Genomic DNA, 22,302 nt, shown 5'->3' on the forward strand with positions numbered 1-22,302 from the left:
CTTCACGACGCCGGGCAAGCTCACACCGCTCCTCAAGCGTGAGGTGATCATAGGCTTGTCCCATCGCAACACCTCGGTCAGAGAGTGTTGCACTTCGTTTGTGAACTCAGGGGACCCAGGTCCCGGAGCAGTAGAGCGTTTGGAAAAGCGCGGCGCCCCTGGAGTTCGCCTCGGCGGCCTCCATCTGGGTCTCGGCATTCGCCCCGATGAGCGGAATGGAGTCTAGATCGCGTTCAGGGCCCTGGCGAAATAGTCCTTGGTCTGGGCGAACAGATCGGGGCGGTACTTGGCGCGGGGATCGTTGGCGCGGTCGTCGTCGAAGGCGTGGGTGGCGTCGGGATAGAAGACCGTGTCCACCGACAGCCCGTCGCGCTTCAGCCGCTCCAGGGCCTTCTGCGGATATTTCCAGCCGACCACCTGGTCTTTGCCGCCGACCACCGAGAACACCTTGGGGCCATAGGTTCCCCAGCCCCTGCTGGACGTCAGGGACGGGTAGCTGGCATAGGGATAGACCAATAGTGCGCCCTTCACCTGGGCCCGCAGGCGCATAGGGTCTGCGTCGGAGAGACCGGTGGCGCGGGAGGCGTTCAACCCGATGGCGTAGCCGTCCATGATCGCCCAGCCGCCATGGCTCCAGCCCGCCAGGAAAACTTTGCGATGGTCGGCCCAGGACTGGCCCTCCAGCCAGGCCAACATGGCGAAGATGTCGGCCGAGCGCTTCAGGCCCTGGACCGCCATGCCCGTGCAGACGAACAGCTTGGCGTCCATGGTCGACATGCCGCGCGGCTTGAACGAGTCGACCACCACCGCCGCGTAGCCGGCCTGGACCGCGACCTTGGCGTAGTCTTCCAGGAACGGCGTCTTGCCGCCGCAGCCGTGCAGGATCAAGGCAACCGGGAAGGGGCCACGCCCAACCGGCTTGAAGACCTTCGAGGCCTCGGCGACCTTGGCGCCCCACTCAGCGCTGTGCATGCGATCTCCCCTCCTAGAGCATTTCCGGACCTGACTGCGTCAGGCCGTGAGCTCTAATCTTTTGTTTTGACGCATTTTTCTTCACGCGAACCGGAACCACTTCGCTCGAAAAATGCCCTAGTGCCTGAACACCCGCACGCCGGTGAAGGCCATGGTCAGGCCCAGCTTGTCGGCGGCCTCGATCACTTCGGGGTCGCGCATCGAGCCGCCCGGCTGGATGATCGCCGTGGCCCCGGCCTCGGCGGCCTGGATCAGGCCGTCGGCGAACGGGAAGAAGGCTTCCGAGGCGCAGGCGCAGCCCCTGAGGTCCAAGCCGAAGTCGGCGGCGCGCAGGGCGGCGATCCGGGCCGAGTCCTTGCGGTTCATTTGGCCAGCGCCAACGCCCAGGGTCTGGCCGGCGCGGGCATAGACGATGGCGTTGGACTTGACGTGCTTTCCCACGGTGAACGCGAACAGCATGTCGGCCACCTCCTCGGCGGTCGGCTGACGCTTCGTGACGATCTTCAGGTCGCTGGCGGTGATCCGGGCGTCGTCGCGAGACTGGACCAAGAAGCCCCCGGCCACCGACTTGAAAGTGTCGCCGGTGGACAGGGCGTCGGGCAGGCCGCCGGTGATCAGCAGACGCAGGTTCTTCTTGGCGGCGAACACGGCGACGGCGTCGTCATCCGCCTCGGGGGCGATCACTACCTCGGTGAAGATCTCGACCATCTGCAGGGCGGCTTCGCGGGTCAGGCGGCTGTTGACCGCGACGATGCCGCCGAAGGCCGAGGTGGGGTCGCAGGCCAGAGCGCGTTCGTAGGCCTCGCGCTGGCTGCCGCCCACCGCTACGCCGCAGGGGTTGGCATGCTTGATGATCGCGACGGCTGGACCTTGGGCCGGGTCGAACTCGGCGATCAGCTCGAAGGCCGCGTCCGTGTCGTTGATGTTGTTGTAGCTGAGGTCCTTGCCCTGCAACTGGGTGGCGGTGGCCACGCCGACGCGGGGGCTGGGGAAGGTGTAGAAGGCCGCCTTCTGGTGCGGGTTCTCGCCGTAGCGCATCACCTGGCGCAGCGCGCCGGCGATGGTCTTGCGGCCCGGGAAGTCCTGACCAAGTCGCGCCGCGAACCAGGTGGAGATCGCCGCGTCATAGGCCGCAGTGCGGGCGTAGGCGCGGGCCGCCAGGGTCTGGCGCAGGGCCAGGGTCGTGCCACCGGCCTTCAGGGCCTCCAGCACTTCGGAGAGGTCCGACGGATCGGTGCAGACGGCGACATAGCCGTGGTTCTTGGCCGCCGAGCGGATCATGGCCGGGCCGCCGATGTCGATGTTCTCGACGCATTCGGCGTAGCTGCCGCCCTTGGCGACCGTGGCCTCGAACGGATAGAGGTTCACATACAGGATATCGATGCCGCCAATGCCGTGGTCGGCCATGGCCTGAGCGTGTTCGGGAGCGTCACGAACGCCCAATAGTCCGCCGTGCACCACTGGGTGCAGGGTCTTGACCCGGCCGTCCATCATCTCCGGGAAGCCCGTGAGGTCGGAGACGTCCTTGACGGGGATGCCGGCCGCCGCGATCGCCGCCTTGGTGCCGCCGGTCGAGACCAACTCCACCCCGGCCGCGTGCAGCACCCGGGCGGCCTCGACCAAACCGGTCTTGTCGGAAACCGACAGCAGGGCGCGCCTGGGGGCGACGAGATCGGGTGCGGACGGATAGTCAGGGGCGGCGGGCACGGCGGAGCTCCGGGTCTATGGAAAGACGAAAGGGAGCCCAGGCGCGCGGCGGATGAGGTTCGTGCTCCCCGATGGTTGCCCATCACTAGCGCCAGTCACGCGAACGGCGCGAAAATACGGAGGGAGGCGGGGGAGTCAACAACGGCCTGAAGATGCGAAGCATCGCCGTGACAACTCGGGCCGTAAGAGGCTTCAATTTCCGGCGTCAGCCGACGTCCGCCCGAAGGCGAACGCCGGCCGCCGTGTCCTTAGAACGTGTAGGCGAACTTGCCGTAGTAGTAGCCGCCGTTCAGGCCGTACGGCGAGAAGCTCGGATAGATGTCCTGAGCCCCGTTGCCGTTGTCGGCCGCGTCCTCGAGTTCGTCGGCGCTCTTCCTGTCCGGCTTCTTGTCGAACAGGTTGTTGGCGCCGGCCGAGACCTTGAACTGCGGCATGACTTTCCAAGACACCTCGATGTCGGTGATGAAAGCGGAATCGACCTTTTCCAGCCAGTACTTGCCGCCATCATAGGTGGCGTATTCGGTGGACTTTCCGTACAGCGTCTCGTGCAGGTTGACGGTGATTGGGCCGTGCGAGTAGAGCGCTCCGCCCGAGATCTTGTACTCCGGTGAAGCGGTCTCAAGATCGGAGATCGCGGCCTTGTCGTAGAATGATGCGCCCGCCAGTTGGGTGGGCGCGGGCGCGATCTTGGTGACCTCGGTCTTGTTGTAGTTGCCCGCCAGGCTCCACTCGACATGGCCATAGGTGTCGAAGTCGCTGGAATAGCTCAGCACTGCCTCGACGCCGCGGGTCCGGGTGTCCAGGCCGTTGGTAAAGATGTTGATGCCGATGTCGGTGGCGTCGTCGGAGATCGAATTGCCGTTGGCGGCGATGGCGGCGGACACGGCCGCGTAGTTGTGCGCCCCGCCGGCCCCGTACAGCGAGCCGCTGCCAGCGATGCGATCTTTGATCTCGATCTGATAGGCGTCAATCGTAGCGGTCATGCGCGAGATCGGGTGGGCCACGAAACCGACGCTGTAGTTGGTCGATTTCTCGGGCTTGAGGCCAGTGACGCCCACCAGCTTGGCGCCGATGGAGTTCGGCGCCAGCTGCACGAACGCCGAGGTCGGGCCGACATTGGTGGCCGAGTAGTTCTCTTCGGCCAGGGTCGGGGCGCGGAAGCCCGTGCTGGCCGTGCCGCGCAGGGCGAAGCTGTCGGTGAAGTCATAGCGACCGGTTAGCTTGCCCACGGTGGTGTCGCCGAAATCGCTGAAGTGCTCGTAGCGCGCGGCGGCGTCCAACTGGAGGGCCTCGACCGGCTTCAGCGCGAAATCGACATAGACCGCCTCGTTGTCGCGTTCATGCTCGCCGGCGTCGGTCAGCGAGAAGCCCGGATAGGACTGCGAGCCGCCATTATAGCGCGAGGAATACTCCCCGGCCTTGATCTTATAGGTCTCGTGCCGCTGCTCGGCGCCAAAGGCGACGTTCAGCGGACCGGCCATGCCGATATCAAACCCTCGGCTCAGGTCCAGGGTGGTGGTCCACTGGGTGGAGAGGAAGGCGCCGGCGTGGAAGGCCGACTGGGTCGAGCCGTGGCCCGGCACCGTGGCGGCCGCCAGATAGAGGTCCTTATTGACCGAATTGGTGATGTTGATGGCGGCGAAGTCGCGGCCGTAGGTGGTGGACAGGTCCCAGTTCCAATCGCCGAACAGCTTGCCCTCCGCGCCAACCGTCAAGGCGTAGTCTTCCTCCTTGATGGTCTCCATCGGGTTGAAGCCCAGCGGATAGAGTTGTGGCAGGCGGCTAGGCTTGCGGAAGTTCTCATAGGCGCCGGCGTATTTGTGGCCGTAGGTGCCGAACGAATAGAGGTTCACGTCGCCGATCTCGACGCCGCTGTTGAAGGCGAAGGTCGTCAGCTGATAGCGGGCGTCGCCCGAGATCTTGTTGGTGTGCGGATATCCCGCCAAGCTGGCGGCCCAGCCGTTGGCGGCGGTGGCGCCGCGGATCACCCGCTGGTCGTCGCCGCCCCAGTCGCTGAGACCGTGATACCGGGTCTCGGCCGTTATGTTCAGATAGGCGTCGGAGAACGGCGCCAGGCCGATATTGGCCGAGACATTGCCCGTCTCCCCGTCGCCCGCGCTGTACTTGCCACCCGTGACGTCGAGCGAGCCGCCCGAAGCGCTCTTCTTGAGGATGATATTGACCACCCCGGCGATGGCGTCGGTGCCGTACTGGGCGGCGGCCCCGTCCTGCAGCACTTCGATGTGGTCGATGGCCGACAGCGGGATGAAGTTCAGGTCGGCCGCGGCGCCGCCCTGGTAGGGTCCGCCGAGAACCGCGAGGTTGGCCGTACCGTGCCGACGCTTGCCGTTGATCAGCACCAGGGTGTGATTGGAGCTCAGGCCGCGCAGACGGGCTGACAGCGTCAGGGCCGCAGTGTCGCCGCCAAAGGCCTGGGCGTTGAACGATGGGATCGCCTGGGCCAGGGCCGACATCAGGTCGGGCTTGCCGGCGCCCTTCAGGGCGAGGGAGTCCAGCACCTGGATCGGCGCGGCGCTGTCGACGGCCTTCAGGCCGGAAACCCGGGTGCCGGTGACGATGACGGCCTCGACGGTGTCATTGTCGGGCGTGGGCGGGCTTTCGGCCGCCATGGCGACCTGCGCGACGCCGAAGGATAGCGCGGCCATAGACAAGCTGGCGAGCAAAGCTCGTTTGGTGCGAAACATTGTTGAGTGCCCCTCAAGTTTTCTTGATGACTTGCAGGGTTGGGCCACGCCGCCGACTCTTCGAACCATCATGCGGCTTCGAAGCGCCATAAAAATGAATTGCTGATCTTCTCGGCTAAGTGCAGCCTAACGCTGCCGCTTAATAGAACACTCGAAGTTTTCGTGGATGACGGTGAGTGCGGTCTCGTGCGTCTATTGCAAAGTCGCGTCGTGCGGGTTGGGCGCGATCAGTGGTCCGCCGCTCGAGCCAACTTCCAACGGATCTTGGCGCCCTTTTCGGGCCGGACCTGGCTCTTGAGGACGATCGTCCCGGCCCGTCGGGCGTGGCCATGATCGAAATGGGCGGACGGCGCGATGGCCACGTCCACCGCGTCGTTGCGCAGCCACCAGCCCACATTGGACTGACCCTTGATCAGCACGCTCTTGCCGTCACGGGCCAGGGAGGCGCGGGCGTCGGGATGGAGGTGGAAGCTGATCATGAACGGCAGATAGCGGCGCGGGCCGTCCTCGCCGCCTGAGACGATCGGCAGCAGGCTGTCCTCGCCGCGCAGTTCGTCGGCCTTGAGGTCAAGGAACAGGCGGCGGGCATGGGTCAGGCCCAGGCGTTTCCAACCATCGTGGACGATGTCCAGCCAGACGCCGGTGTCGGCCACGTCGTGGCGCTTGACCTCGACGTCGGCCGCGCCGTCGATCAGCCAGGGGCCCAGCGCGCCAGCCCGCCAGCCCGCCAGGGGGCGTCCGGCCGAGCCGTCGCCCACCGACAGGGTCGAGGCCGCGTCCGAGAGGCGAAAGGCGTTGGCGCCGGCGGCCTCCGGGCTCCAGCCGCAGCTGGTGATCAGCCGGTCCTTGCCGCAGACGATCTCTATGGCGGCCGGCTGGGCGCAGGCCGCGACGCTGAGCACGCCCTTGGCCGGCGGCCCGGCGTCGGCCATCACCTGGATGCTGCCGCCCTGCATCTTCTGATAGCCGACATGCGGCGCGCTCTGCGGCGGGCATGGCCCTTGGTCGTCATGGGCCAGGGCTGCAGCGACCCGGCGCGGACCGACGGCCTCGCCGCCCTGAAAGGCGGCCAGATGGCCATCCGCCAGGACGAAGAACCGCACCGAGGAGCTCAGGCGGTCGATGGCCCGCCCCAGACTTTCGGGTGCGGGCCGTCCGCGCTGGCTCAAGGCGTCGTCTAGGGTGAGCAGGTCGAACAGCAGCTCCAACCCCGCCTCGGGCGAACGGCTGGCATGACCGCCATCTGGCAGGACGATGAGCTCCATCAGCGCGATGACCCGCTTGAGGCCCGTCGCGATCAGCCGGTCACTGGCCTTGCCCGACAGGGCGCAGCCGGCGATGGTGACCACGACCGCCCGCTCCAGGGCGCGATGGGGTGCGTCGCAAGCCTTGAGCAGCTGGCGCGCGCCCCGGGCGATGTCGAGCGCTATGGCCGAGATCTCGGCGTCCGACGCTTCCGGCGCCAGGGCCCGGGCCGCGCAGGCCAGGTGGAAGGTGCGCCGCTCCAGCCGCTCGCCGCTCCACGAGAAGGCGTTCCAGACGCCGAACACCCTTCGCCAGTCCTGCAGCAGGCGCAGGGCCAGACGCGACGAGCCGGGTCCGGCCGACATCAAGTGCGGCAGCCAGTTGAAGCCGTGCAGAGCGATGGCGAACTGCCGGGTGGGGCTGGGCTGATCGAAGGGGTCGCCCGTCTCGCCCAGGCGCAGGGCGCCGCCGTCCAGCGCCATGACGCCGTCCAGCAATTGCCGACCCCGCTCCAGGTCCACTGGACGCGGGTCATGCGGATGGGCGGCCAGACCCACCGGGCGGGGGCGACTGATCAGGGCGCGGTGCGGTGGTGAGCCGAACCACTCACGCTCGACATTGGCCCGCGTCGCCGCGCCCAGGGCTTTCAGGAACACGCCCTTGGTGCGACCCGCGCGGGATCTGCCACGCCCGGAAGGTCCGCCAAGCAAGGCGGAGGACTTACGGACCGACGGTGTCGCGGGAGCCCCCTCCATGTTGCTGGATCAGCCGCCCTTCAAGGCGCGGATATTGTCGGCATAGAAGGCGGGTCCGCCCTTGAACACCGCCGAGCCGGCGACCAGGGCCGTGGCCCCCGCCGCCACGCACTGCGGCGCGGTGGCCGGGGTAACCCCGCCATCGACCTCGATGATGACATCCAGCCCGCGGGCCTCGACCATCCTGCGCAGGGCCTCGACCTTGCGCAACTGACCGGGAATGAAGCTCTGGCCGCCAAAGCCGGGATTGACGCTCATCACCAGCAGCAGGTCGACGTCTTCCAGGATCCATTCGACATGGTCGATCGCCGTCGAGGGGTTGAACACCACCCCGGCCTTGGCACCCAGTTCGCGGATGCGCTTGAGCGAGCGGTGCAGGTGCGGGCCGGCTTCGGGATGGATGCTGATCAGGTCGGCGCCGGCGGCGCGGAAGGCTTCCAGATAGGGGTCGGCCGGGCTGATCATCAGGTGCACGTCGAACGGGATCGTGGCGTGCGGGCGGATGGCTTTGACGATGTCGGGACCCAGCGTGATGTTGGGCACGAAGTGGCCGTCCATCACATCCACATGCACCCAGTCCGCGCCGGCCGCCTCGATGGCGGCGACCTCTTCGCCCAGCTTGGCGAAGTCCGAGGCGAGAATGGACGGGGCGATCAGTGGCGCGGTCATGACCTTGGCTTAGCGGGCTTGGCCTCGCGCGACAAGCGAGCCCGTTGTCGCGCGCGGGTTTGGCGCGGCATCGACTATTTCTTGACGAACCGCGCCGCGAAGAACCCGTCCAGGCCACCTTCGCGGTGGTGTGGCAGGATGCGCAGGGTTCCGCTCGGCGTCAGGCTGGCGGCGGGCGCGCCGCCTTCCTCAGGGACGATCGGGTCCAGCGCCATGTCCGGCCGGCGGGCCAGGAAGGCCTCGACCTGGGCCTCGCCCTCCTCGGGCTCCAGCGAGCAGACGCAATAGACCAGGCGACCGCCAGGCTTAAGACGCCCGGCGGCGCTGTCGAGCAGCTTGCTCTGCACGCCGGCCAGGCTGGCCACGTCGCCCGGACGCGCGGCCCACAGCACGTCGGGGTGGCGGCGGAAGGTGCCGGTCGCCGAGCAGGGGGCGTCCAGCAGCACGGCGTCGAAGGTTCGCGCGTCGTCCCAGGCCCCGGCGTCGGCGGCGATCACCTCGGCGGTCAGATGGGTGCGCGCCAGGTTCTCGGTCACCCGGCCCAGGCGGGCAGGCGAGCGGTCGATGGCTACGACTTGGGCGCCGGCGGCGACCATCTGCATCGTCTTGCCGCCGGGCGCGGCGCAGAGGTCGAGCGCGGTCTCGCCGGGCGTGAGGTTCAGCAGGCGGGCGGGCACGGCGGCGGCGGCGTCCTGGATCCACCAGACGCCGTCCTCGAAGGCCGGCCAGGCCGAGACGTCGCCGCGCCGCTCGGTGCGCAGCGTGCCGCCGGGCAGAATCTCGCCTTCGAGCTCGACCGCCAGGGCGGTCGCGTCGAAGTCGGGTTTCAGCGACAGGTCGGTGGCGGGTTCGAAGCCGATCTGGGCGGCGACCGCGTCGGCGGTGTCGCGGCCATAGGCGCTGACCCAGCGGGCGTAGAGCCAGGGCGGGGCCAGGTGTTCGGAGGCGTCCGACAGGCCGCCGTCGCGCAGCAGGCCGCGCAACACGGCGTTGACCAGGCCCTTGAACGGTCGGCTGGTCTTGCTGGCCCCGGCCAGTTCGACGCTGGTGGCGACGGCGGCGAAGGCTGGCACCTCCAGGAAAAAGGCCTGGGTCGCGCCCAGCCGCAGCAGGTTGCGCACGCGCGGCGGCGGCTCCTTGGCCAGCTTGCCGGCCAAGGCGCGGTCGATGGGGCCAAGGTGGCGCAGCGCCGCCATGGCCAGGGCGCGCGCGAAGGCCCGCTCCCGCGGTTCGAGAAAGCGGAAAGCGTTGGCCGAAGCGGCCTCGTCGAGGCCCCCGCGTCGCGACAAGGCCGCTTCGATGAGGGCGAGAGCGCCTTCCCGTGCGGGGAGGCCGTCATTGAGTTCCTGAGTCACCGCCTCGCCGTGCCCCGAGGCGACGGCGAGCGCAAGCTTTTTGGCGTGAAGGGTGTTAAGAAGCGCCGATGTCCGAGACCGATCTGCCGCCTGGCGCGGCCCCCGACAAGCCCCTGACCCCGGCCGCCCGCCGCGCCCTCGAAGAGGCCGCCGCCCGCCGCGCCGGCGCTCAGGTCGCCGCCCTGCCCACCGAGGAAGGCGGTCGAGACGGCCCCGAGCCGACGCGGTTCGGCGACTGGGAGCGCAAGGGCGTCGCGGTGGATTTCTAAACCCCCTCCATTTCCGCCACCACCTTCAGCGCCGCTTCGCGCGGGTCGTTGGCCGCCGTGATCGGGCGGCCGCAGACCAGGTGACTGGCGCCGGCCTTCAGGGCGTCGGCGGGGGTGGCGGCGCGGGCCTGGTCGTTCTTGGCGGCCCAGAAGGGGCGCACGCCGGGCGTCACCACCAGGAAGTCGGGTCCGGCGATCTCGCGGGCCAGGGCGGCCTCCTGGGGCGAGGAGACGATGCCGTCGACGCCGCAGTCCACCGCCTGGCGAATGCGCCGGGCCACGAGGTCGCGGGTTCCGAAGGCGTATCCCATCTCGATGAGGTCGGCGTCGGTCAGGCTGGTCAGCACGGTGACGGCCAGGATCTTCAGGCTCGAGCCGCCCTTGGCCTTCACGGCAGCGGCCATCACCTGCGGTTCGGCATGGACCGTCAGCAGGTCGCAGCCCGCGCCGGCCAGCACCCGGGCCGAGCGCTCCACCGTCGCGCCGATGTCGTGCAGCTTCCAGTCCAGGAAAACCTGCTTGCCCTGGCGCTTCAGGTCGCCGGCGAAGGCCATGCCGTCGGTGGCCAGCAGCTCCAGCCCGATCTTGTAGAACGACACGGCGTCATCCAGCGCCTCAACCATCTGGCGGGCCTCAGCGACGCTGGGAAGATCGAGCGGGACGATCAGGCGCGGATCGGCGGTCATGGGCGAGGTCCCCGGGTGTGGCGCGCGGCGACGCTTCACCCTAAGAAGGGCGAGCACCAAACGCGGATTGAAGGCTAAGCAGGTCGAATGAGCCAGGCAGAACTCGCCGTCAACTTCTTCGTCGCGCTGTTCGCCCTGATCGACCCGATCGGCAACGTGCCGCTGTTCGCCGCCGCCACCCTGGGCGCGGCCGGAGCCGGACGGCGAATGGTGGCGCTCTATATCGGCCTGTTCGTCGCCGCTTTCCTGATATTCTTCTATTTCACCGGGGTGTCCTTGCTGGAGTTCTTCGGCATCTCGATGCCTGCCTTCCGCATCGCCGGCGGCATCATCCTGTTCATCCTCGGGCTCGACATGGTGCGCGACGACTTCACCACCATGTTCGCCGACGCGGCCGAGGGCATCGAGGGCCAGTCGGCGCGGGTCTATGCCAAGCAGCGGTTCGAGCGGTTGATCGTGCCCTTCGCCATGCCGCTGCTGATCGGGCCGGGCGCGATCTCGACGGTGATCATCTATGCCAGCGAGGCCAAGAGCTTTGGCCTGGCGGGCATGGCGATCGGCTGCGCGGTGATCGCGGCGGTGTCGGTGGTGCTGGTCGCCGTCTTCTGGGCCTCGCCGATCATCAGCCGGGTGCTGGGCCGGATCGGCATGAGCATCGTGGTGCGGGTGCTGGGCCTGATCCTCTGCGCCCTGGCGGTGCAGTTCGTGCTGATTGGTGTCGGCGACGCGACCAAGGGCCTGATCCGGGCCGACGCGAAGGCGCCGTACCTGGAGCACAGGTAGCTCAACGTTCCTCCATCCCCCTCGTGCAACCCTGTGATCGGGCGCGACGAAGCCAAGGCTGCTGGCGCATCAAAATGAGGCTTGCGACGTCATAGCCTTCGTGTGGCGGTGACGAATGCGCGCTAGCCGGGTTGGCCGGGGCCATGGCCCCGGTCAACCCGGCTAGCCTCAATAAGGCAGCTGCTCCGGCGGGGGCGTGCCGGGAGCCGGGGTCTCGGCCGCCGGACCCTGCGGCGTCCCCGGACCCGTCAGTATGTCTCCGATCGGGTCGTCGGTGACTGGGGCCGGGGGCTCGACGACGCCGCCGGGGATCGGGGTGGCCTTCAGGCGCGGCAGGGCGGCGCTCATGAAGGTCTTCCAGATCTCGGCCGGCGCGCCGCCGCCGGTGACCTTCTTCATCGGGGTATTGTCGTCCTTGCCGGTCCATACTGCGGTGACGAAGCCGCCGGTATAGCCGACGAACCAGGCGTCCTTGTAGTCGCTGGTGGTGCCGGTCTTGCCGGCGATGTCGTAGCTGGCGACCTTGGCCCGCGCCCCGGTGCCCGAGGCCACGACCTGGCGCATCATCTGGTTCATATATTGCAGTGACGGCGAGCCGATGACCGCCGGGCGCTGGCCCTTGTCGACACTGTGGTCGTACAGAACCTTGCCGCTGGTGGTGCGGATGCGCTCGATGCCGTAGCCCTTGGCCAGGAAGCCGCCGTTCGAGAACGGGGCGTAGGCCTGGGCCATCTCCATCGGGCTGACCTCAACAGCGCCCAAGGCCATGGACGGGTCGAGTTGGATCTTGCTGGTGATCCCCAGGCGGCGGGCGGTGGCGGCGACGTTGCTGGTGCCGACCTCATTGGCCAGGCGCGCGGCGACGGTGTTGATCGACTGGGCCAGGGCCGTCTGCAGGGTCATCTGGCCCAGATACTTGTTGGTGTAGTTCTTGGGCTCCCACGTGCCGATCTTCACCGGCTCGTCATTGACCACGACGCTAGGATTGCGGCCCTGGTCCATGGCGGTGAGATAGACGAACGGCTTGAAGGCCGAGCCGGCCTGGCGGCGGGCGCTGGTCGCGCGATCGAACTGGCTCTCGCTGTAGTCGACGCCGCCGACATAGGCCCGGATGCGTCCCTCGCCGTCGATGGCCACAAGGGCCGCCTGCTGCACACCCTGAGCCTTATGACCCTCGACGCCCAGTTGCACCGAACGCTCGGCCGCCACCTGGATCGGCAGGTCCAGGGTGGTCTCGACGACCAGGTCCTCGGTCGGTTCGCCGACCAGCGAGCGGACCTGGGCGTCGACATAGTCGGTGAAATATTGGGCGCGCTGATTGGCCAGGGTCGCCGAGACCCGCACGGGTTCGGCGAAGGCCTGGTCGCGCTGTTCGGCGGTGATCGCCCGCATCCGCACCATCTCGTCGAGCACAATGGTGGCGCGGCGAGCCGCGCGGTCGCTGGCCGAGACCGGCGAATAGCGGGCGGGCGCCTTCATCAGTCCGGCCAGCAAGGCGGCCTCGCCCACGGTCAGCTGTGAGGCGGGCTTGTTGAAATAGCGCTGCGAGGCGGCCTCGATGCCATAGGCCCCGGCCCCGAAATAGACCCGGTTCATGTAGAGTGCCAGGATCTGCTTCTTGCTAAACTTCAGCTCCAGCCAGACGGCCAGGATCAACTCCTGGGCCTTGCGGCGATAGTTCTGGGCGGGGCTGAGGAACAGGTTCTTGGCCAGCTGCTGGGTGATGGTCGAGCCGCCGCGCTGCGGGCCGCCACGATGGCTGATGTTCCAGATGATCGAGCGGCCGATGCCCCAGGGATTGAAGCCGATGTGGTGGTAGAACTGGCGGTCCTCGATCGCCACGAAAGCGGCCGGCACATAGGGCGGTAGGGCGTCCAGATCGACGGGCGGCGCATATTGGCTGCCGCGAACGGCCAGCAGGGCGCCGGAGCGATCCAGATAGTTGATCGAAGGCTGGCGTTTGACGTCGTAAAGCTTGGAGGTGTCGGGCAGGTCGCTGGCGAATACCGCGAAAAAGGCGACCACGAAGATCAGGCCCCAGACGCCGAGCACGATCGTCCAATACAGCAGCGCCTGCAGAGGCGTGCGCTGCGGCTTCGCCGGCCTGTTCCCGCCGAAGGTACCGTTGGCCATGTCGTCCTGTTCCCGAAAGGCGCGGGTGTCCCGAGGTCGCGCCGAAATCCGTTTAACCGAAGCTCACAGAACGCGCGACAAGATTGACGAGGCATGAACGCCGTCTTCCCCATCTTGCGGCGCAAGCGTGTTCATGGTTCGTTTCAGCTTCCGATCGCGCTGAAACCAGGGTGATGAGCCGCTTTGCAGGGCCGTTGAAGCCGATGTCGGCTTTTGAGCCAATTTCCGGGGCTAGATCGTGGCGCCGCGCTTGGCCTTGTGGCCGGGCGCTGTCAGAACACGCTCGTGTACGATCAGCCTGACTCAAGTTTCGACCGCTATTCCCCTGGGCCGCCGCCCTCGATCGAGGCGGCTCGCGAGGTCTTGCGCCGCACCTTCGGCCATGCCGAGTTCCGCGGCCTGCAAGCCGGGGTGATCACCGAACTGCTGGAGGGCCGCAGCGCCTTGGCCGTGCTGCCAACCGGCGGCGGCAAGAGCCTGTGCTACCAGATCCCCGCCCTGATCCGTCCGGGCCTGGGCCTGGTGGTCTCGCCGCTGATCGCCCTGATGGCCGACCAGGTAGCCGGGCTGCAACAGGCCGGGGTCGCCGCCGAGCGGCTGGACAGCAACACCTTGCCGGCCGAGCGAACCGAAATCTGGCGGCGGATTGACGCCGGCGTGCTGGACTTGCTGTATCTGTCGCCCGAAGGCCTGATGCAGCCGTCGATGCTGGAGCGGCTGTCGCGCCTGGCCCTGTCGCTGGTCGCCGTCGACGAGGCCCACTGCGTCAGCCAGTGGGGTCACGACTTCCGGCCCGAATACCGCATGCTGGGTCGCCTGGCCGAGGTCTTCCCCCATGCCCCGCGCCTGGCGGTCACCGCCACCGCCGACGCCCGGACCCGCGACGATATCCGCAGCGAACTACGCCTGCAGGGCGCGGCCGAGTTCGTCGACAGCTTCGCCCGCCACGAACTGGCCCTCAATGCCGAACGCAAGAAGGGCAAGGGCCACGAGCGGGTCATCGAACTGGTCACCGAGCGGCCCAACCGGGCCGGCGTGGTCTATGCCGGCAGCCGCGACTCCACCGAGAAGCTGGCCGAGAAGCTGATCGCCGAGGGCATTCCAGCCCTGGCCTACCATGCCGGCCTCGACAGGACCGTCCGGGCTCGCCGGCTGGAGGAGTTCCTGGAGGCCGACGAGGCGGTGATGGTCGCGACCATCGCCTTTGGCATGGGCGTCGACAAGCCGGACGTCCGCTTCGTGATCCACGCCGATCCGCCGGCCGCCATAGAGGCCTATTGGCAGGAGATCGGCCGGGCCGGCCGCGACCGCCAGCCGGCCGAGGGCATTACCCTCTATAGCTCCGCAGACCTGGCCTGGGCCGTGCGCCGCATCGACGGCCAGAGCGCGCCCGACGAGGTCAAGGCGGTGCAACTGCGCAAGCTGCGGCAGTTCTACGCCATGCTTGAGGGCGTCACCTGCCGCGCCGCCGCCGTTCGCCGCTATTTCGGCGAGGAGGGGGTCGAGCGTTGCGGCGTCTGCGACATCTGCGTTTCGCCCCCCACTGGCGTGGATGCGACCCAGGCCGCCCAGAAGGCCTTGTCGGCGGCCCACCGCATGGGCGGCCGGTTCGGGCGCGGCCGGTTGATCGACCACCTGCTGGGCAAGACCAAGGACGTCACCCAGGCCGAGGCCCAGATGTCGACCTTCGGCATCGGCAAGGAATTCAGCCCGCAAGGCTGGCGCGAGCTGCTCGACACCTTGGTGTTCGAGGGCCTGCTGCGCGAGGATCCCAATGACGGCCGGCCGTTGATCGGTCTGGGCGACGGCGAGGGGGTGCGCCAGGTCTATCGTGGCGAACGGCTGGTCTCCCTGCGCCAGCAGCCTGCCACCGCCGAGGCGCCTGGCCGCGCCGGCGGCGCGGCGGCGGGCAAGACGGCCCGCAAACGCCAGGCCCTGACCGTGCCGCTCGAGGACCAGGCTGTGTTCGAGGCCCTGCGATCCTGGCGTCGCGAGGCGGCCCAATTGCAGCACGTGCCGCCCTATGTGATCTTCCACGACGCCACCCTGGCCGAGATCGCCGCCGCCCGCCCCGGCACGCTAGGCGCCCTGGCCAAGGCCGGCGGCGTTGGCCAGGGCAAGCTGGACCGTTATGGCGATAGCGTGCTCAAGGTGGTGCGCGACAACTAGGCTGGCGGGTTGCCTGGCCGAAACGATTTGCCTTCCGGCGCGTTACGTCTTTCAGCTCTCTTCCCCGTGGGATTTCGTATGACCGACTTCACGATCAAGGCTCCAGCCCCGAAGACCACGGCCAAGACCGGCGCCAAGCGCGCCAAGGCCGCCGTGGACAAGGCCGTCGAGACCGTCACCGAGAAGGCCCATGTCGCCGCCGAGTTCGTCGGCGAGAAAGCCGAGATCGGCAAGACCTGGACTCTTGAAAAAGCCCAGGCGGCCCATGTGGTCGCCGAAGAGCGCCCTATCGCCCTGGCTGTGGGGACCTTCGTCGCCGGCCTGGTGTTTGGCTTCCTGCTCGCCCGTAATTTCGACCGTTAGGCCGGGAGCGCCAAGTTAGAGGGCGAGGCGCTCGGCATTGACACCGGCGGCACGCAGCGCCGCCATCCTTGCGAAGGCCAGGGTGAGCGCCTTGCGGCGCGCCGGCGCCAGCGGCGCGACCGGAGCCTCGCGCACCACGGCCCCACCAAAGCCGTCGGCGACGATCAGGCCTGGATCGTCGGGCAGAATTCCTTCAGGAAAATTCGGCGCGACCGCAAAATAGAAGGCGTCGCAATAGGGCGCGTATTCCGGCCATTTGCGGTCGATGCGGAAGTCCTCCAGCCCGGACTTCACCTCGACGATCAGCACGTCGCCCTTGCGGCCCAGCGCCATCAGGTCGGCCCGCCGGCCATTGGGCAGGGTCACCTCGGCCAGGGGCGCATAGCCCAGCGACACCAGGAACCGCGCCGCGCCCCGCGTCACCAGGTCGGTGGTCTGGGGCCGTGAAGGCCGAAGGTCGATGACGACGTCCATGCCGGAACCATGTTCCAGCTTTGTTCGGGTTTCAAGGGGGTCAATAGTGGTAACGGCATTGGGCGATTTCCAGCCTCTGGTCTTCGCCTGAACCGGCCACGCGATAAACCAGCCTGTCCTCTAGCGTGATGCGCCGCGACCACCAGCCCTTCAGGTCGCCCGTCAGCGGCTCAGGCTTGCCCGTGCCCTTGAACGGCGTGCGGGAACATTCCTTGATTAAGGCGTTCACACGATCCACCACAGCCTGATCAGTGGCCTGCCAATGCAGATAGTCTTCCCAGGCATCCTGCGAAAAGACGAGCTTCACAGCTCGATCAGCGTCCGCTCAGATCCTTGCCCACCCTCCAGCTGGGCGATCGACCTACGCAGGCGTTCGGCATTGGTCGACGACGAGAAGAGGTGGATCGTTTCTTCCATCGCGTGCCAGTCCGACAGCGAAACCATGACGACGGACTCGGCCTTCTGGCGGGTGACCACGACTGGAGCGCGGTCATCGACGACACGGTCCATGACCTCTTTGAGATTGGCGCGGGTGTCGGAATAGCTGAGCACGTCCATCGCGATCCTCCATGATCGACGATGACCAATATGTACAAAATTCCGTACAAATCAAGATGTGTGCTGCGTCACGCGTAGCATCGTCGTGTCGTAGCCCATTGCGCGAGCCCGGTTGGTCAGGGTCTTGAGCTCCGCCGGTGTCGGCGGCTTGCGCGTCAACAGCCACAGGTACTTGCCCGAGCCCTCGCCGACGATCGACCAGCTGTAGTCTTCGGCGTGATCGAGCACCCAGTAGTCGCCGACATAGAATGGGCCGAAGAACGAGACCTTCAGCTTGGCTTGGCGAGTCGCGTCGACGACCTTGGCCTTGCCCTCGCTGACCTTGACCGGTCCGGTCGGCCCGCCCTGGTGGCAGGTGTTGACCACGCGGATCAGGCCGTCGGGGCGTTTGGAATAGTCGGCCGTGACCCCGTCGCAGCCCTTCTCGAATCGCATGTCGTAGCGGGCCGCCTCATACCAGCGGCCGGCATAGCGATCGAGATCCACGGCCTTGGCGGGCTGGGGCGGGTTCCTGTTACCGCTGGGGCCGGCCACGCAGGCGACGAGACCGATCGCGGTCAGGAGAACTGCGGCGAAGCCGAGGAGGCGGCGGGTCATCAGCGACCTCAGGCCGGCGGCTGCTTGGGGAATTCCAGCTTGGCGTAGCCCAGGGCCTTGACCCGCGCCAGGGCGGTGGCCCTGGCGGCCGGGCTCATCACGGCGTCGCGCGACAGAAGCCAGACGAAGTTGCCGCCCGGCGTGGCCATGATCGCCCAGGACTGGTCGCCGGCCCGGTCCAGAACCCAGTATTCCTGCTTCTTCAGCCCTCCCAGGAAGCTCATCCTGAACTTGGCGTTCTGGCTTCCGGCGGCGATCTTGCCCGTGGTGTTGAAGGTCTTAGGCGGACCGGAGGCGCTGCCCTTATGGCAGATCTGGACGACCGTGAAGCCCTCGGCGCCCTTGTCAGTGAACTGGGTGGTGGCGGCCTGGCAATCGCGCTGGCCCGCATTGGGCGTGCGGGCGACCTCGTACCATTTGCCGGTGTAGAAGGCCGCCGAAACCGGCTTGGAAGGTGGCTGGGCGGCCGCGAGCGCCAGGCTGGGCGCCAGACTCGGGGCGAGTATCGCGACCAGGGTCGCGGCCAGAACGAACGATCGGATGCGCATGTCGCCACCTTGCCTCATAAGACGCCAGAAACGCAAAGCGCCTCGCCGGGGTTCCCCGTCGAGGCGCTGAGAAACAAACCGAGGACCCTATTCGGCGGCGATGGTCACAGGGGCAGAGGGCCGATCCCGGAAGTTGATGGCCTGCAGGTGGCGGATGCCCTCCTCGGCGATGTCGTCGCCGACCATCCGGTCGCCTTCGGACTTCAGCTCATCGATATCGACATACATCGCGTAGAACGCCTTGGTGCGTTCGGTGATGATGCCGGCGTTCAACAGCGTCTTGACCAGCACCCGGAAGATGTTGGTCTGCTCCTTCATGGCCTCGCGACGGACATCGTCGGTCATGATCTTCCCGTACTCCTCGACCACCTTGTCGGGATCAAGCCCGAACTCGGCGTAGAGATCGAGCTGCTGGTGCGGCGAGACCAGGTTGAACAGCAGGGTCTGGAAGCAGTGCGCCGCCCAGTCCTCGATGATCGCGTGCTCCTCGGGGCTCAGCTTGGGGACGGTGCGGTCAGCCCAGATCTTGCCGAACTTGTGGTGGAAGGCCTCGTCGGTCATCACCAGCTGCAACATCTTCTTGCCGACCGGATCGTTAATCTGGTTGTAGAAGGTGGCGAAGGCGCCCATGGCCAGGCCCTCGACCAGCATCTGCATGCCGATGATCTTCTTGTAGACCTCCGGCGCGCCGATGATCTCGATCAGCAGGGTCTTCAGGGCCGGGCCGCACTCGACCGGCTTGCCCCAGCGGGCCTTGATGTACTTGGCGAAGGCCGTGACGTGACGGGCCTCTTCGCGGGTCTGGTTGGCGGCGTATTCCTGGGCGCCCTGGTCCTTCAGCACGTGGCACAGCGAGGCCGACAGGTTCAGAGCGCCCTGCTCACCATGCAGAATCGAAGAGAAGCTGCGCAGCACCGACTGGTTGATGAAGCGGATGCGCTGCTTGGGATCGGACAGGTGGTTGGAGACGTAGTCGGTGGACAGGGCGATGACCAGCTCCTCGGGAACCAGGGCCTGGTTCTCCATGTCGAACGGCTCGTCGAAATCGATATAGGCCTTGTCCAGCGGGTCCCAGAAGTGGTCGTGGGTCGCGGAGATGATCTTGTCGAAGGCCGTGGAGCGGTTGTTGTAGCGGTCCAGCTCGAGCATCGACTCGAAGTCGTCCGGCGCCACCGCGTCGTACATGGCGTCCTTGGTGATGTTCTTGTCCGTCATGGGGGGCTCCTCGCCTAAGGGGCTGGACAGGGCCCGTCTGACGCGGGTCTCTGGCCTATCTGAACACTGTCAACTCAAAGGGCGGGCGGGGTCAAATTAAAAGTGACGACCGCGTCAAGTTTGAAACGCGCCGTGGCTTGGTGACAAGTGTGTGGTCCCACGCCAATCTGGCTGTGAGCGGTTGAAAAGTGTCGCGGAGCGCCGGGCAACGTCCGGAGTGTTTTGAACAGTGTACCGTTTCGACGAAGCCGATCGCTCGGCGCCATCGTTATCCGTCCGCGTCCGGTAGGCAGCCCTGTTGAGGCTTAGCCGGATCCCGTGTGAACCGTTTCCGGTCCAAACGGGTGACGAGGGCGCGGATCAACGGACACGCACGCTGGTTCCCCGTCGACGCCGACGGCGGGCGGGGCCTGCAACGCCAGGCTCCCCGGACGCGCTGGAGTAACCCCCTCCAGCCCAGTCCCGCTCGATCGCCCCCCGCCGCCGCATCGGTCGCTGGCCATGCGCCCTTCCCCCGCGACGAGGTGAGATCAGCATACGGGAGGTTTGAGTGCGCCAGCGGTTGTGACGCTGGTTATTTTTTTGGGCGTTGAAGTTGCCGGAGTTTGAGGTTGCGATTGTGGGGATGGCGCGACGGCGATCCCCGCCGGGGACATTCACTCATTCCACGACCTGTCAAAACCTGTCGGGACGGTGGGGTGAGTGCGTGTCCTCACCGTCATCCCGGACGCTTAAAGACTATCCCTGCTTCAACCACCAACGCAGCGGGCGAAGATGGGGACACGCACTCACGGCCAAGCCACTGCAACCCGGCCAAGGCCGGGGCATGAGTGCATGTCCCCAGCTGCGCGCGCCCAAGCCCCTCGCGCCCTAAGCCGAGATCGCGTGAAGCTCCGCCGCATGAGCTCGCAGCCAGGCCCGGTGGGGGGCCGGATCGCCGGCCAGTTGACCGCACAGGGCCCAGAACCGGGGCCCGTGATTGGCTTCGATCAGATGAGCGCATTCATGGGCGACGACGTAGTCGGCCACGTCGAACGGCGCTAGCACCAGCCGCCAGCTATAGCGGATCGCGGCCGGGGTTCCGGGCCTGGCCGGCCGGCAAGACCCCCAGCGAGCCTTGGGGTCGGCGACGGCCACCGAGGGCATGGGGCGGTTGAGGGCGGCGGCGTGGTGGGCGGTGCGTTCGGTCAGCCGGGTCAGGGCCTCGCGCTTGGCCAGGCGAAGAATGCGCAGCGACCATGTGCTGTCGTCAGGGGCGATCAGCGCCGCGTCGGTCATTTTCGGCCGGCCAGGGCCGACCTCAAGTCGGTAGGGCCGGTCCAATAGGCGCAACACGCCGCCCGGCGCGACGACCTGGCGGGTGGGCAGGCCGGCCAGCTGGCCGGCGATCCATTCGGCCTTCTCGTGGGCGAAGGCTGCGGCCTCGCTGAGGCGGCGCGGGGTGGGAGCCAGGGCCACCACCTCGGACTTGGCGCGATCGACCCGCAGCGACACCCGCCGGGCCCGGCCATCAACCTTAAGCCGCACCGCGCAGCCGCGCACGTCCAGCCGGTCACCGTCGGCATAGCGCTGCGGGCGGAAGAGATTCATGTCCTCTAGATCGCCCGTCGCGGTGCGTCACGCAAGGCTGGCGACAAGCTGGGACTACCCATTGGGAAGCGCCAAGCGCACTCGAATCCGTCTTCCCGGCGAAGGCCGGAACCCAGATTCACCCAGAGCGGCTCGTGGGTTTCATCTGGGCCCCGGCCTTCGCCGGGAAGGCGGGGGAGGGGCGGCGCCGGAGACAAAGACGCCTCAAATGTTGAAATTCGGGTCGCTCTTGCGGATGAAGTCGCGGACGCGGGGATAGATTTCCTCGCGGAACCGCCGGCCGTTGAACACGCCATAATGGCCGACATTGGGCTGGACGTAGTCTTCCTTTTGATCGTCCGACAGCCCCGAGCACAGGCCGTGGGCCGCTTGGGTCTGACCGATGCCGGAAATGTCGTCGTTCTCGCCCTCGACGGTCATCAGGCCGATGTCGGTGATCGCCTCGGGCTTCACCAAGCGGCCGCGATGCATCAGCTCGCCCTTGGGCAGCAGGTGCTGCTGGAAGACGATGTCGATGGTCTGCAGGTAGAATTCCTCGGTCAGGTCCAGCACCGACAGATATTCGTCATAGAATTCTAGGTGCTTGTCGGCGCTGTCGCCGTCGCCCTTCACCAGGTCCTGGAAGTAGCGCTGGTGGGCTTCCTGGTGCTTGGCCTTGTTCATGCTCATGAAGCTGGCCAGTTGCACGAAGCCCGGATAGACGCGCCGGCCCATGCCCGGATAGGGCGGCGGCACGGTGTAGATCATGTTGGACTGGAACCAGGCGAAGGGCTTTTCCTCGGCGAGATTGTTCGTCACCGTGGGAGAGAGCCGCGCGTCGATCGGCGAGCCCATGAAGGTCATGCTGGCCGGGCGCGAAGGGTCGTTGTCCTCGGCCATCAGGGCCGCGGCGGCCAGGACGGCTGGACCGGGCTGGCAGACGGCCACCACATTGGGGCGCGGACCCAGCACCGCCAGCATCTGGCGGATGTGGTCGATATAGTCGTGGAGGTCGAACCGGCCCTCGAGCACCGAGACCTCGCGGGCGTTGATCCAGTCGACGACGAATACCGCGTGGTCGGGCAGGAAGGCCTCGACCGTACCCCGCAACAGGGTCGCGTAGTGACCGGAGAGAGGCGCGACGATCAGCACGGCGGGATCGAGGCTGAACTTGCCGGCCCGGCGCATGTCGGACATGTCGCGGTCGAACTGGATCAGCCGCGCCCAGGGGCTCTCCCAGACCACGGTGGGCCGCACCCGCACATCGACCTGGCCGACCTTGATGCTGTCGATGTTCCAGGCCGGCTTGCCATAGCGACGGGTGACGTTGGAAAACAGGTCGGCGCCGGCGTGGAGACGCCGGCCGACATCGCTGTTCGCCGCCGGGTTCAGCGGCGAGCCCCAGAAATCGCGGGCGGCGCGAGCCGCCATACGGAGGGGCGTGGAGGCGTAAAAATTTGCCTCGTGCAGGGCGTACAGCATGGCGCATCCAATATGTTGCAACGCAACATAACACGCCGCACCCTAAGA

Annotated in this window: 20 protein-coding genes and 1 riboswitch; of the genes, 4 read left to right on the plus strand and 16 right to left on the minus strand. The window is 67.2% G+C overall.

Features of this window, described 5'->3' with window-relative positions; all coding sequences use genetic code 11:
• Window positions 1-222: 222 nt before the first annotated feature.
• The 6 genes from ACP7AG_RS17495 to ACP7AG_RS17520 all read right to left on the minus strand — a co-directional run bounded on the left by ACP7AG_RS17495 (window position 223) and on the right by ACP7AG_RS17520 (window position 9,408).
• Window positions 223-972 carry a dienelactone hydrolase family protein gene (locus tag ACP7AG_RS17495; protein WP_426032395.1) on the minus strand — a complete coding sequence of 250 codons (750 nt, stop codon included), beginning with the start codon at window positions 970-972 and terminating at the stop codon, window positions 223-225.
• A 117-nt stretch (window positions 973-1,089) separates the two neighbouring features.
• A complete protein-coding gene (gene purH / locus ACP7AG_RS17500) occupies window positions 1,090-2,679 on the minus strand; it encodes a bifunctional phosphoribosylaminoimidazolecarboxamide formyltransferase/IMP cyclohydrolase (RefSeq protein WP_426032397.1) in 1,590 nt (529 codons plus the stop codon).
• 28 nt (window positions 2,680-2,707) lie between these two features.
• Window positions 2,708-2,788, minus strand: a riboswitch (ZMP/ZTP riboswitch).
• 139 nt (window positions 2,789-2,927) lie between these two features.
• Entirely contained in the window at window positions 2,928-5,345 is a 2,418-nt protein-coding gene (locus ACP7AG_RS17505) for a TonB-dependent receptor plug domain-containing protein (RefSeq protein ID WP_426032399.1), read from the minus strand.
• Between the two features lie 266 nt (window positions 5,346-5,611).
• Window positions 5,612-7,384: a heparinase II/III family protein gene (locus tag ACP7AG_RS17510; RefSeq protein ID WP_426032401.1), complete on the minus strand. Its 1,773-nt coding sequence runs from the start codon at window positions 7,382-7,384 to the stop codon at window positions 5,612-5,614.
• Between the two features lie 9 nt (window positions 7,385-7,393).
• On the minus strand, window positions 7,394-8,053 hold the full coding sequence (rpe, locus tag ACP7AG_RS17515; RefSeq protein WP_426010153.1) for a ribulose-phosphate 3-epimerase: 660 nt from the start codon (window positions 8,051-8,053) through the stop codon (window positions 7,394-7,396).
• Between the two features lie 74 nt (window positions 8,054-8,127).
• Window positions 8,128-9,408, minus strand: coding sequence for an RsmB/NOP family class I SAM-dependent RNA methyltransferase (locus ACP7AG_RS17520; protein ID WP_426032403.1), 1,281 nt, complete (start codon window positions 9,406-9,408; stop codon window positions 8,128-8,130).
• A 68-nt stretch (window positions 9,409-9,476) separates the two neighbouring features.
• Here ACP7AG_RS17520 and ACP7AG_RS17525 point away from each other — a divergent pair, with 68 nt between their 5' ends.
• A complete protein-coding gene (locus tag ACP7AG_RS17525) occupies window positions 9,477-9,677 on the plus strand; it encodes a DUF1674 domain-containing protein (RefSeq protein WP_426010151.1) in 201 nt (66 codons plus the stop codon).
• Here ACP7AG_RS17525 and pyrF read toward each other — a convergent pair.
• Window positions 9,674-10,363, minus strand: a complete 690-nt coding sequence (gene pyrF, locus ACP7AG_RS17530; RefSeq protein ID WP_426010150.1) for an orotidine-5'-phosphate decarboxylase — start codon at window positions 10,361-10,363, stop codon at window positions 9,674-9,676. The two genes, ACP7AG_RS17525 and pyrF, sit on opposite strands and share 4 nt — an antisense overlap.
• 87 nt (window positions 10,364-10,450) lie before the next feature.
• Here pyrF and ACP7AG_RS17535 point away from each other — a divergent pair, with 87 nt between their 5' ends.
• A complete protein-coding gene (locus tag ACP7AG_RS17535) occupies window positions 10,451-11,146 on the plus strand; it encodes a MarC family protein (RefSeq protein ID WP_426010149.1) in 696 nt (231 codons plus the stop codon).
• A 168-nt stretch (window positions 11,147-11,314) separates the two neighbouring features.
• Here ACP7AG_RS17535 and ACP7AG_RS17540 read toward each other — a convergent pair whose 3' ends face one another.
• Window positions 11,315-13,279, minus strand: a complete 1,965-nt coding sequence (locus tag ACP7AG_RS17540) for a transglycosylase domain-containing protein (RefSeq protein WP_426010147.1) — start codon at window positions 13,277-13,279, stop codon at window positions 11,315-11,317.
• 342 nt (window positions 13,280-13,621) lie between these two features.
• Between ACP7AG_RS17540 and recQ the strand changes: the two genes are divergently transcribed.
• The gene (gene recQ, locus ACP7AG_RS17545) at window positions 13,622-15,448 is read left to right on the plus strand and encodes a DNA helicase RecQ (protein ID WP_426032443.1); all 1,827 of its coding nucleotides are present in this window, start codon (window positions 13,622-13,624) and stop codon (window positions 15,446-15,448) included.
• A gap of 78 nt (window positions 15,449-15,526) precedes the next feature.
• Window positions 15,527-15,811 (plus strand): hypothetical protein, encoded by a 285-nt coding sequence (locus ACP7AG_RS17550; RefSeq protein ID WP_426032405.1) that lies wholly within the window; start codon window positions 15,527-15,529, stop codon window positions 15,809-15,811.
• Window positions 15,812-15,826: 15 nt separating this feature from the next.
• Here ACP7AG_RS17550 and mmcB read toward each other — a convergent pair whose 3' ends face one another.
• From mmcB to ACP7AG_RS17590, 8 genes are all read right to left on the minus strand, one after another.
• Complete coding sequence (gene mmcB, locus ACP7AG_RS17555) at window positions 15,827-16,285, minus strand: DNA repair putative endonuclease MmcB (protein WP_426032407.1); 459 nt, start codon at window positions 16,283-16,285, stop codon at window positions 15,827-15,829.
• A 40-nt stretch (window positions 16,286-16,325) separates the two neighbouring features.
• A complete protein-coding gene (locus ACP7AG_RS17560) occupies window positions 16,326-16,592 on the minus strand; it encodes a Txe/YoeB family addiction module toxin (protein ID WP_426032409.1) in 267 nt (88 codons plus the stop codon).
• Window positions 16,589-16,843 carry a type II toxin-antitoxin system Phd/YefM family antitoxin gene (locus tag ACP7AG_RS17565; RefSeq protein WP_426032411.1) on the minus strand — a complete coding sequence of 85 codons (255 nt, stop codon included), beginning with the start codon at window positions 16,841-16,843 and terminating at the stop codon, window positions 16,589-16,591. Before ACP7AG_RS17565 ends, ACP7AG_RS17560 begins: the two co-directional genes overlap by 4 nt.
• Window positions 16,844-16,894: 51 nt before the next feature.
• Entirely contained in the window at window positions 16,895-17,440 is a 546-nt protein-coding gene (locus ACP7AG_RS17570) for a lipocalin family protein (RefSeq protein ID WP_426032412.1), read from the minus strand.
• Between the two features lie 8 nt (window positions 17,441-17,448).
• Window positions 17,449-17,988, minus strand: a complete 540-nt coding sequence (locus ACP7AG_RS17575) for a lipocalin family protein (RefSeq protein WP_426032414.1) — start codon at window positions 17,986-17,988, stop codon at window positions 17,449-17,451.
• An 87-nt stretch (window positions 17,989-18,075) separates the two neighbouring features.
• The gene (locus ACP7AG_RS17580) at window positions 18,076-19,203 is read right to left on the minus strand and encodes a ferritin-like domain-containing protein (protein WP_426010135.1); all 1,128 of its coding nucleotides are present in this window, start codon (window positions 19,201-19,203) and stop codon (window positions 18,076-18,078) included.
• A gap of 870 nt (window positions 19,204-20,073) precedes the next feature.
• Window positions 20,074-20,793 (minus strand): M48 family metallopeptidase, encoded by a 720-nt coding sequence (locus tag ACP7AG_RS17585; protein WP_426032416.1) that lies wholly within the window; start codon window positions 20,791-20,793, stop codon window positions 20,074-20,076.
• A 204-nt stretch (window positions 20,794-20,997) separates the two neighbouring features.
• Window positions 20,998-22,254: a polyhydroxyalkanoate depolymerase gene (locus ACP7AG_RS17590; RefSeq protein WP_426032418.1), complete on the minus strand. Its 1,257-nt coding sequence runs from the start codon at window positions 22,252-22,254 to the stop codon at window positions 20,998-21,000.
• Window positions 22,255-22,302 lie beyond the last annotated feature (48 nt).

The sequence above is a fragment of the Caulobacter sp. DWP3-1-3b2 genome, from assembly GCF_049896325.1.
Taxonomy (GTDB): domain Bacteria; phylum Pseudomonadota; class Alphaproteobacteria; order Caulobacterales; family Caulobacteraceae; genus Caulobacter.

Coding starts and splice junctions, on each gene's coding strand:
- ACP7AG_RS17570 (WP_426032412.1), bottom strand. CDS start 17,440: ATGACCCGCCGCCTCCTCGGCTTCGCCGCAGTTCTCCTGACCGCGATC.
- rpe (WP_426010153.1), bottom strand. CDS start 8,053: ATGACCGCGCCACTGATCGCCCCGTCCATTCTCGCCTCGGACTTCGCC.
- ACP7AG_RS17505 (WP_426032399.1), bottom strand. CDS start 5,345: ATGGCCGCGCTATCCTTCGGCGTCGCGCAGGTCGCCATGGCGGCCGAA.
- ACP7AG_RS17575 (WP_426032414.1), bottom strand. CDS start 17,988: ATGCGCATCCGATCGTTCGTTCTGGCCGCGACCCTGGTCGCGATACTC.
- pyrF (WP_426010150.1), bottom strand. CDS start 10,363: ATGACCGCCGATCCGCGCCTGATCGTCCCGCTCGATCTTCCCAGCGTC.
- ACP7AG_RS17590 (WP_426032418.1), bottom strand. CDS start 22,254: ATGCTGTACGCCCTGCACGAGGCAAATTTTTACGCCTCCACGCCCCTC.
- ACP7AG_RS17525 (WP_426010151.1), top strand. CDS start 9,477: ATGTCCGAGACCGATCTGCCGCCTGGCGCGGCCCCCGACAAGCCCCTG.
- ACP7AG_RS17535 (WP_426010149.1), top strand. CDS start 10,451: ATGAGCCAGGCAGAACTCGCCGTCAACTTCTTCGTCGCGCTGTTCGCC.
- ACP7AG_RS17540 (WP_426010147.1), bottom strand. CDS start 13,279: ATGGCCAACGGTACCTTCGGCGGGAACAGGCCGGCGAAGCCGCAGCGC.
- ACP7AG_RS17550 (WP_426032405.1), top strand. CDS start 15,527: ATGACCGACTTCACGATCAAGGCTCCAGCCCCGAAGACCACGGCCAAG.
- ACP7AG_RS17565 (WP_426032411.1), bottom strand. CDS start 16,843: ATGGACGTGCTCAGCTATTCCGACACCCGCGCCAATCTCAAAGAGGTC.
- ACP7AG_RS17585 (WP_426032416.1), bottom strand. CDS start 20,793: ATGAATCTCTTCCGCCCGCAGCGCTATGCCGACGGTGACCGGCTGGAC.
- ACP7AG_RS17510 (WP_426032401.1), bottom strand. CDS start 7,384: ATGGAGGGGGCTCCCGCGACACCGTCGGTCCGTAAGTCCTCCGCCTTG.
- mmcB (WP_426032407.1), bottom strand. CDS start 16,285: ATGGACGTCGTCATCGACCTTCGGCCTTCACGGCCCCAGACCACCGAC.
- ACP7AG_RS17580 (WP_426010135.1), bottom strand. CDS start 19,203: ATGACGGACAAGAACATCACCAAGGACGCCATGTACGACGCGGTGGCG.
- ACP7AG_RS17495 (WP_426032395.1), bottom strand. CDS start 972: ATGCACAGCGCTGAGTGGGGCGCCAAGGTCGCCGAGGCCTCGAAGGTC.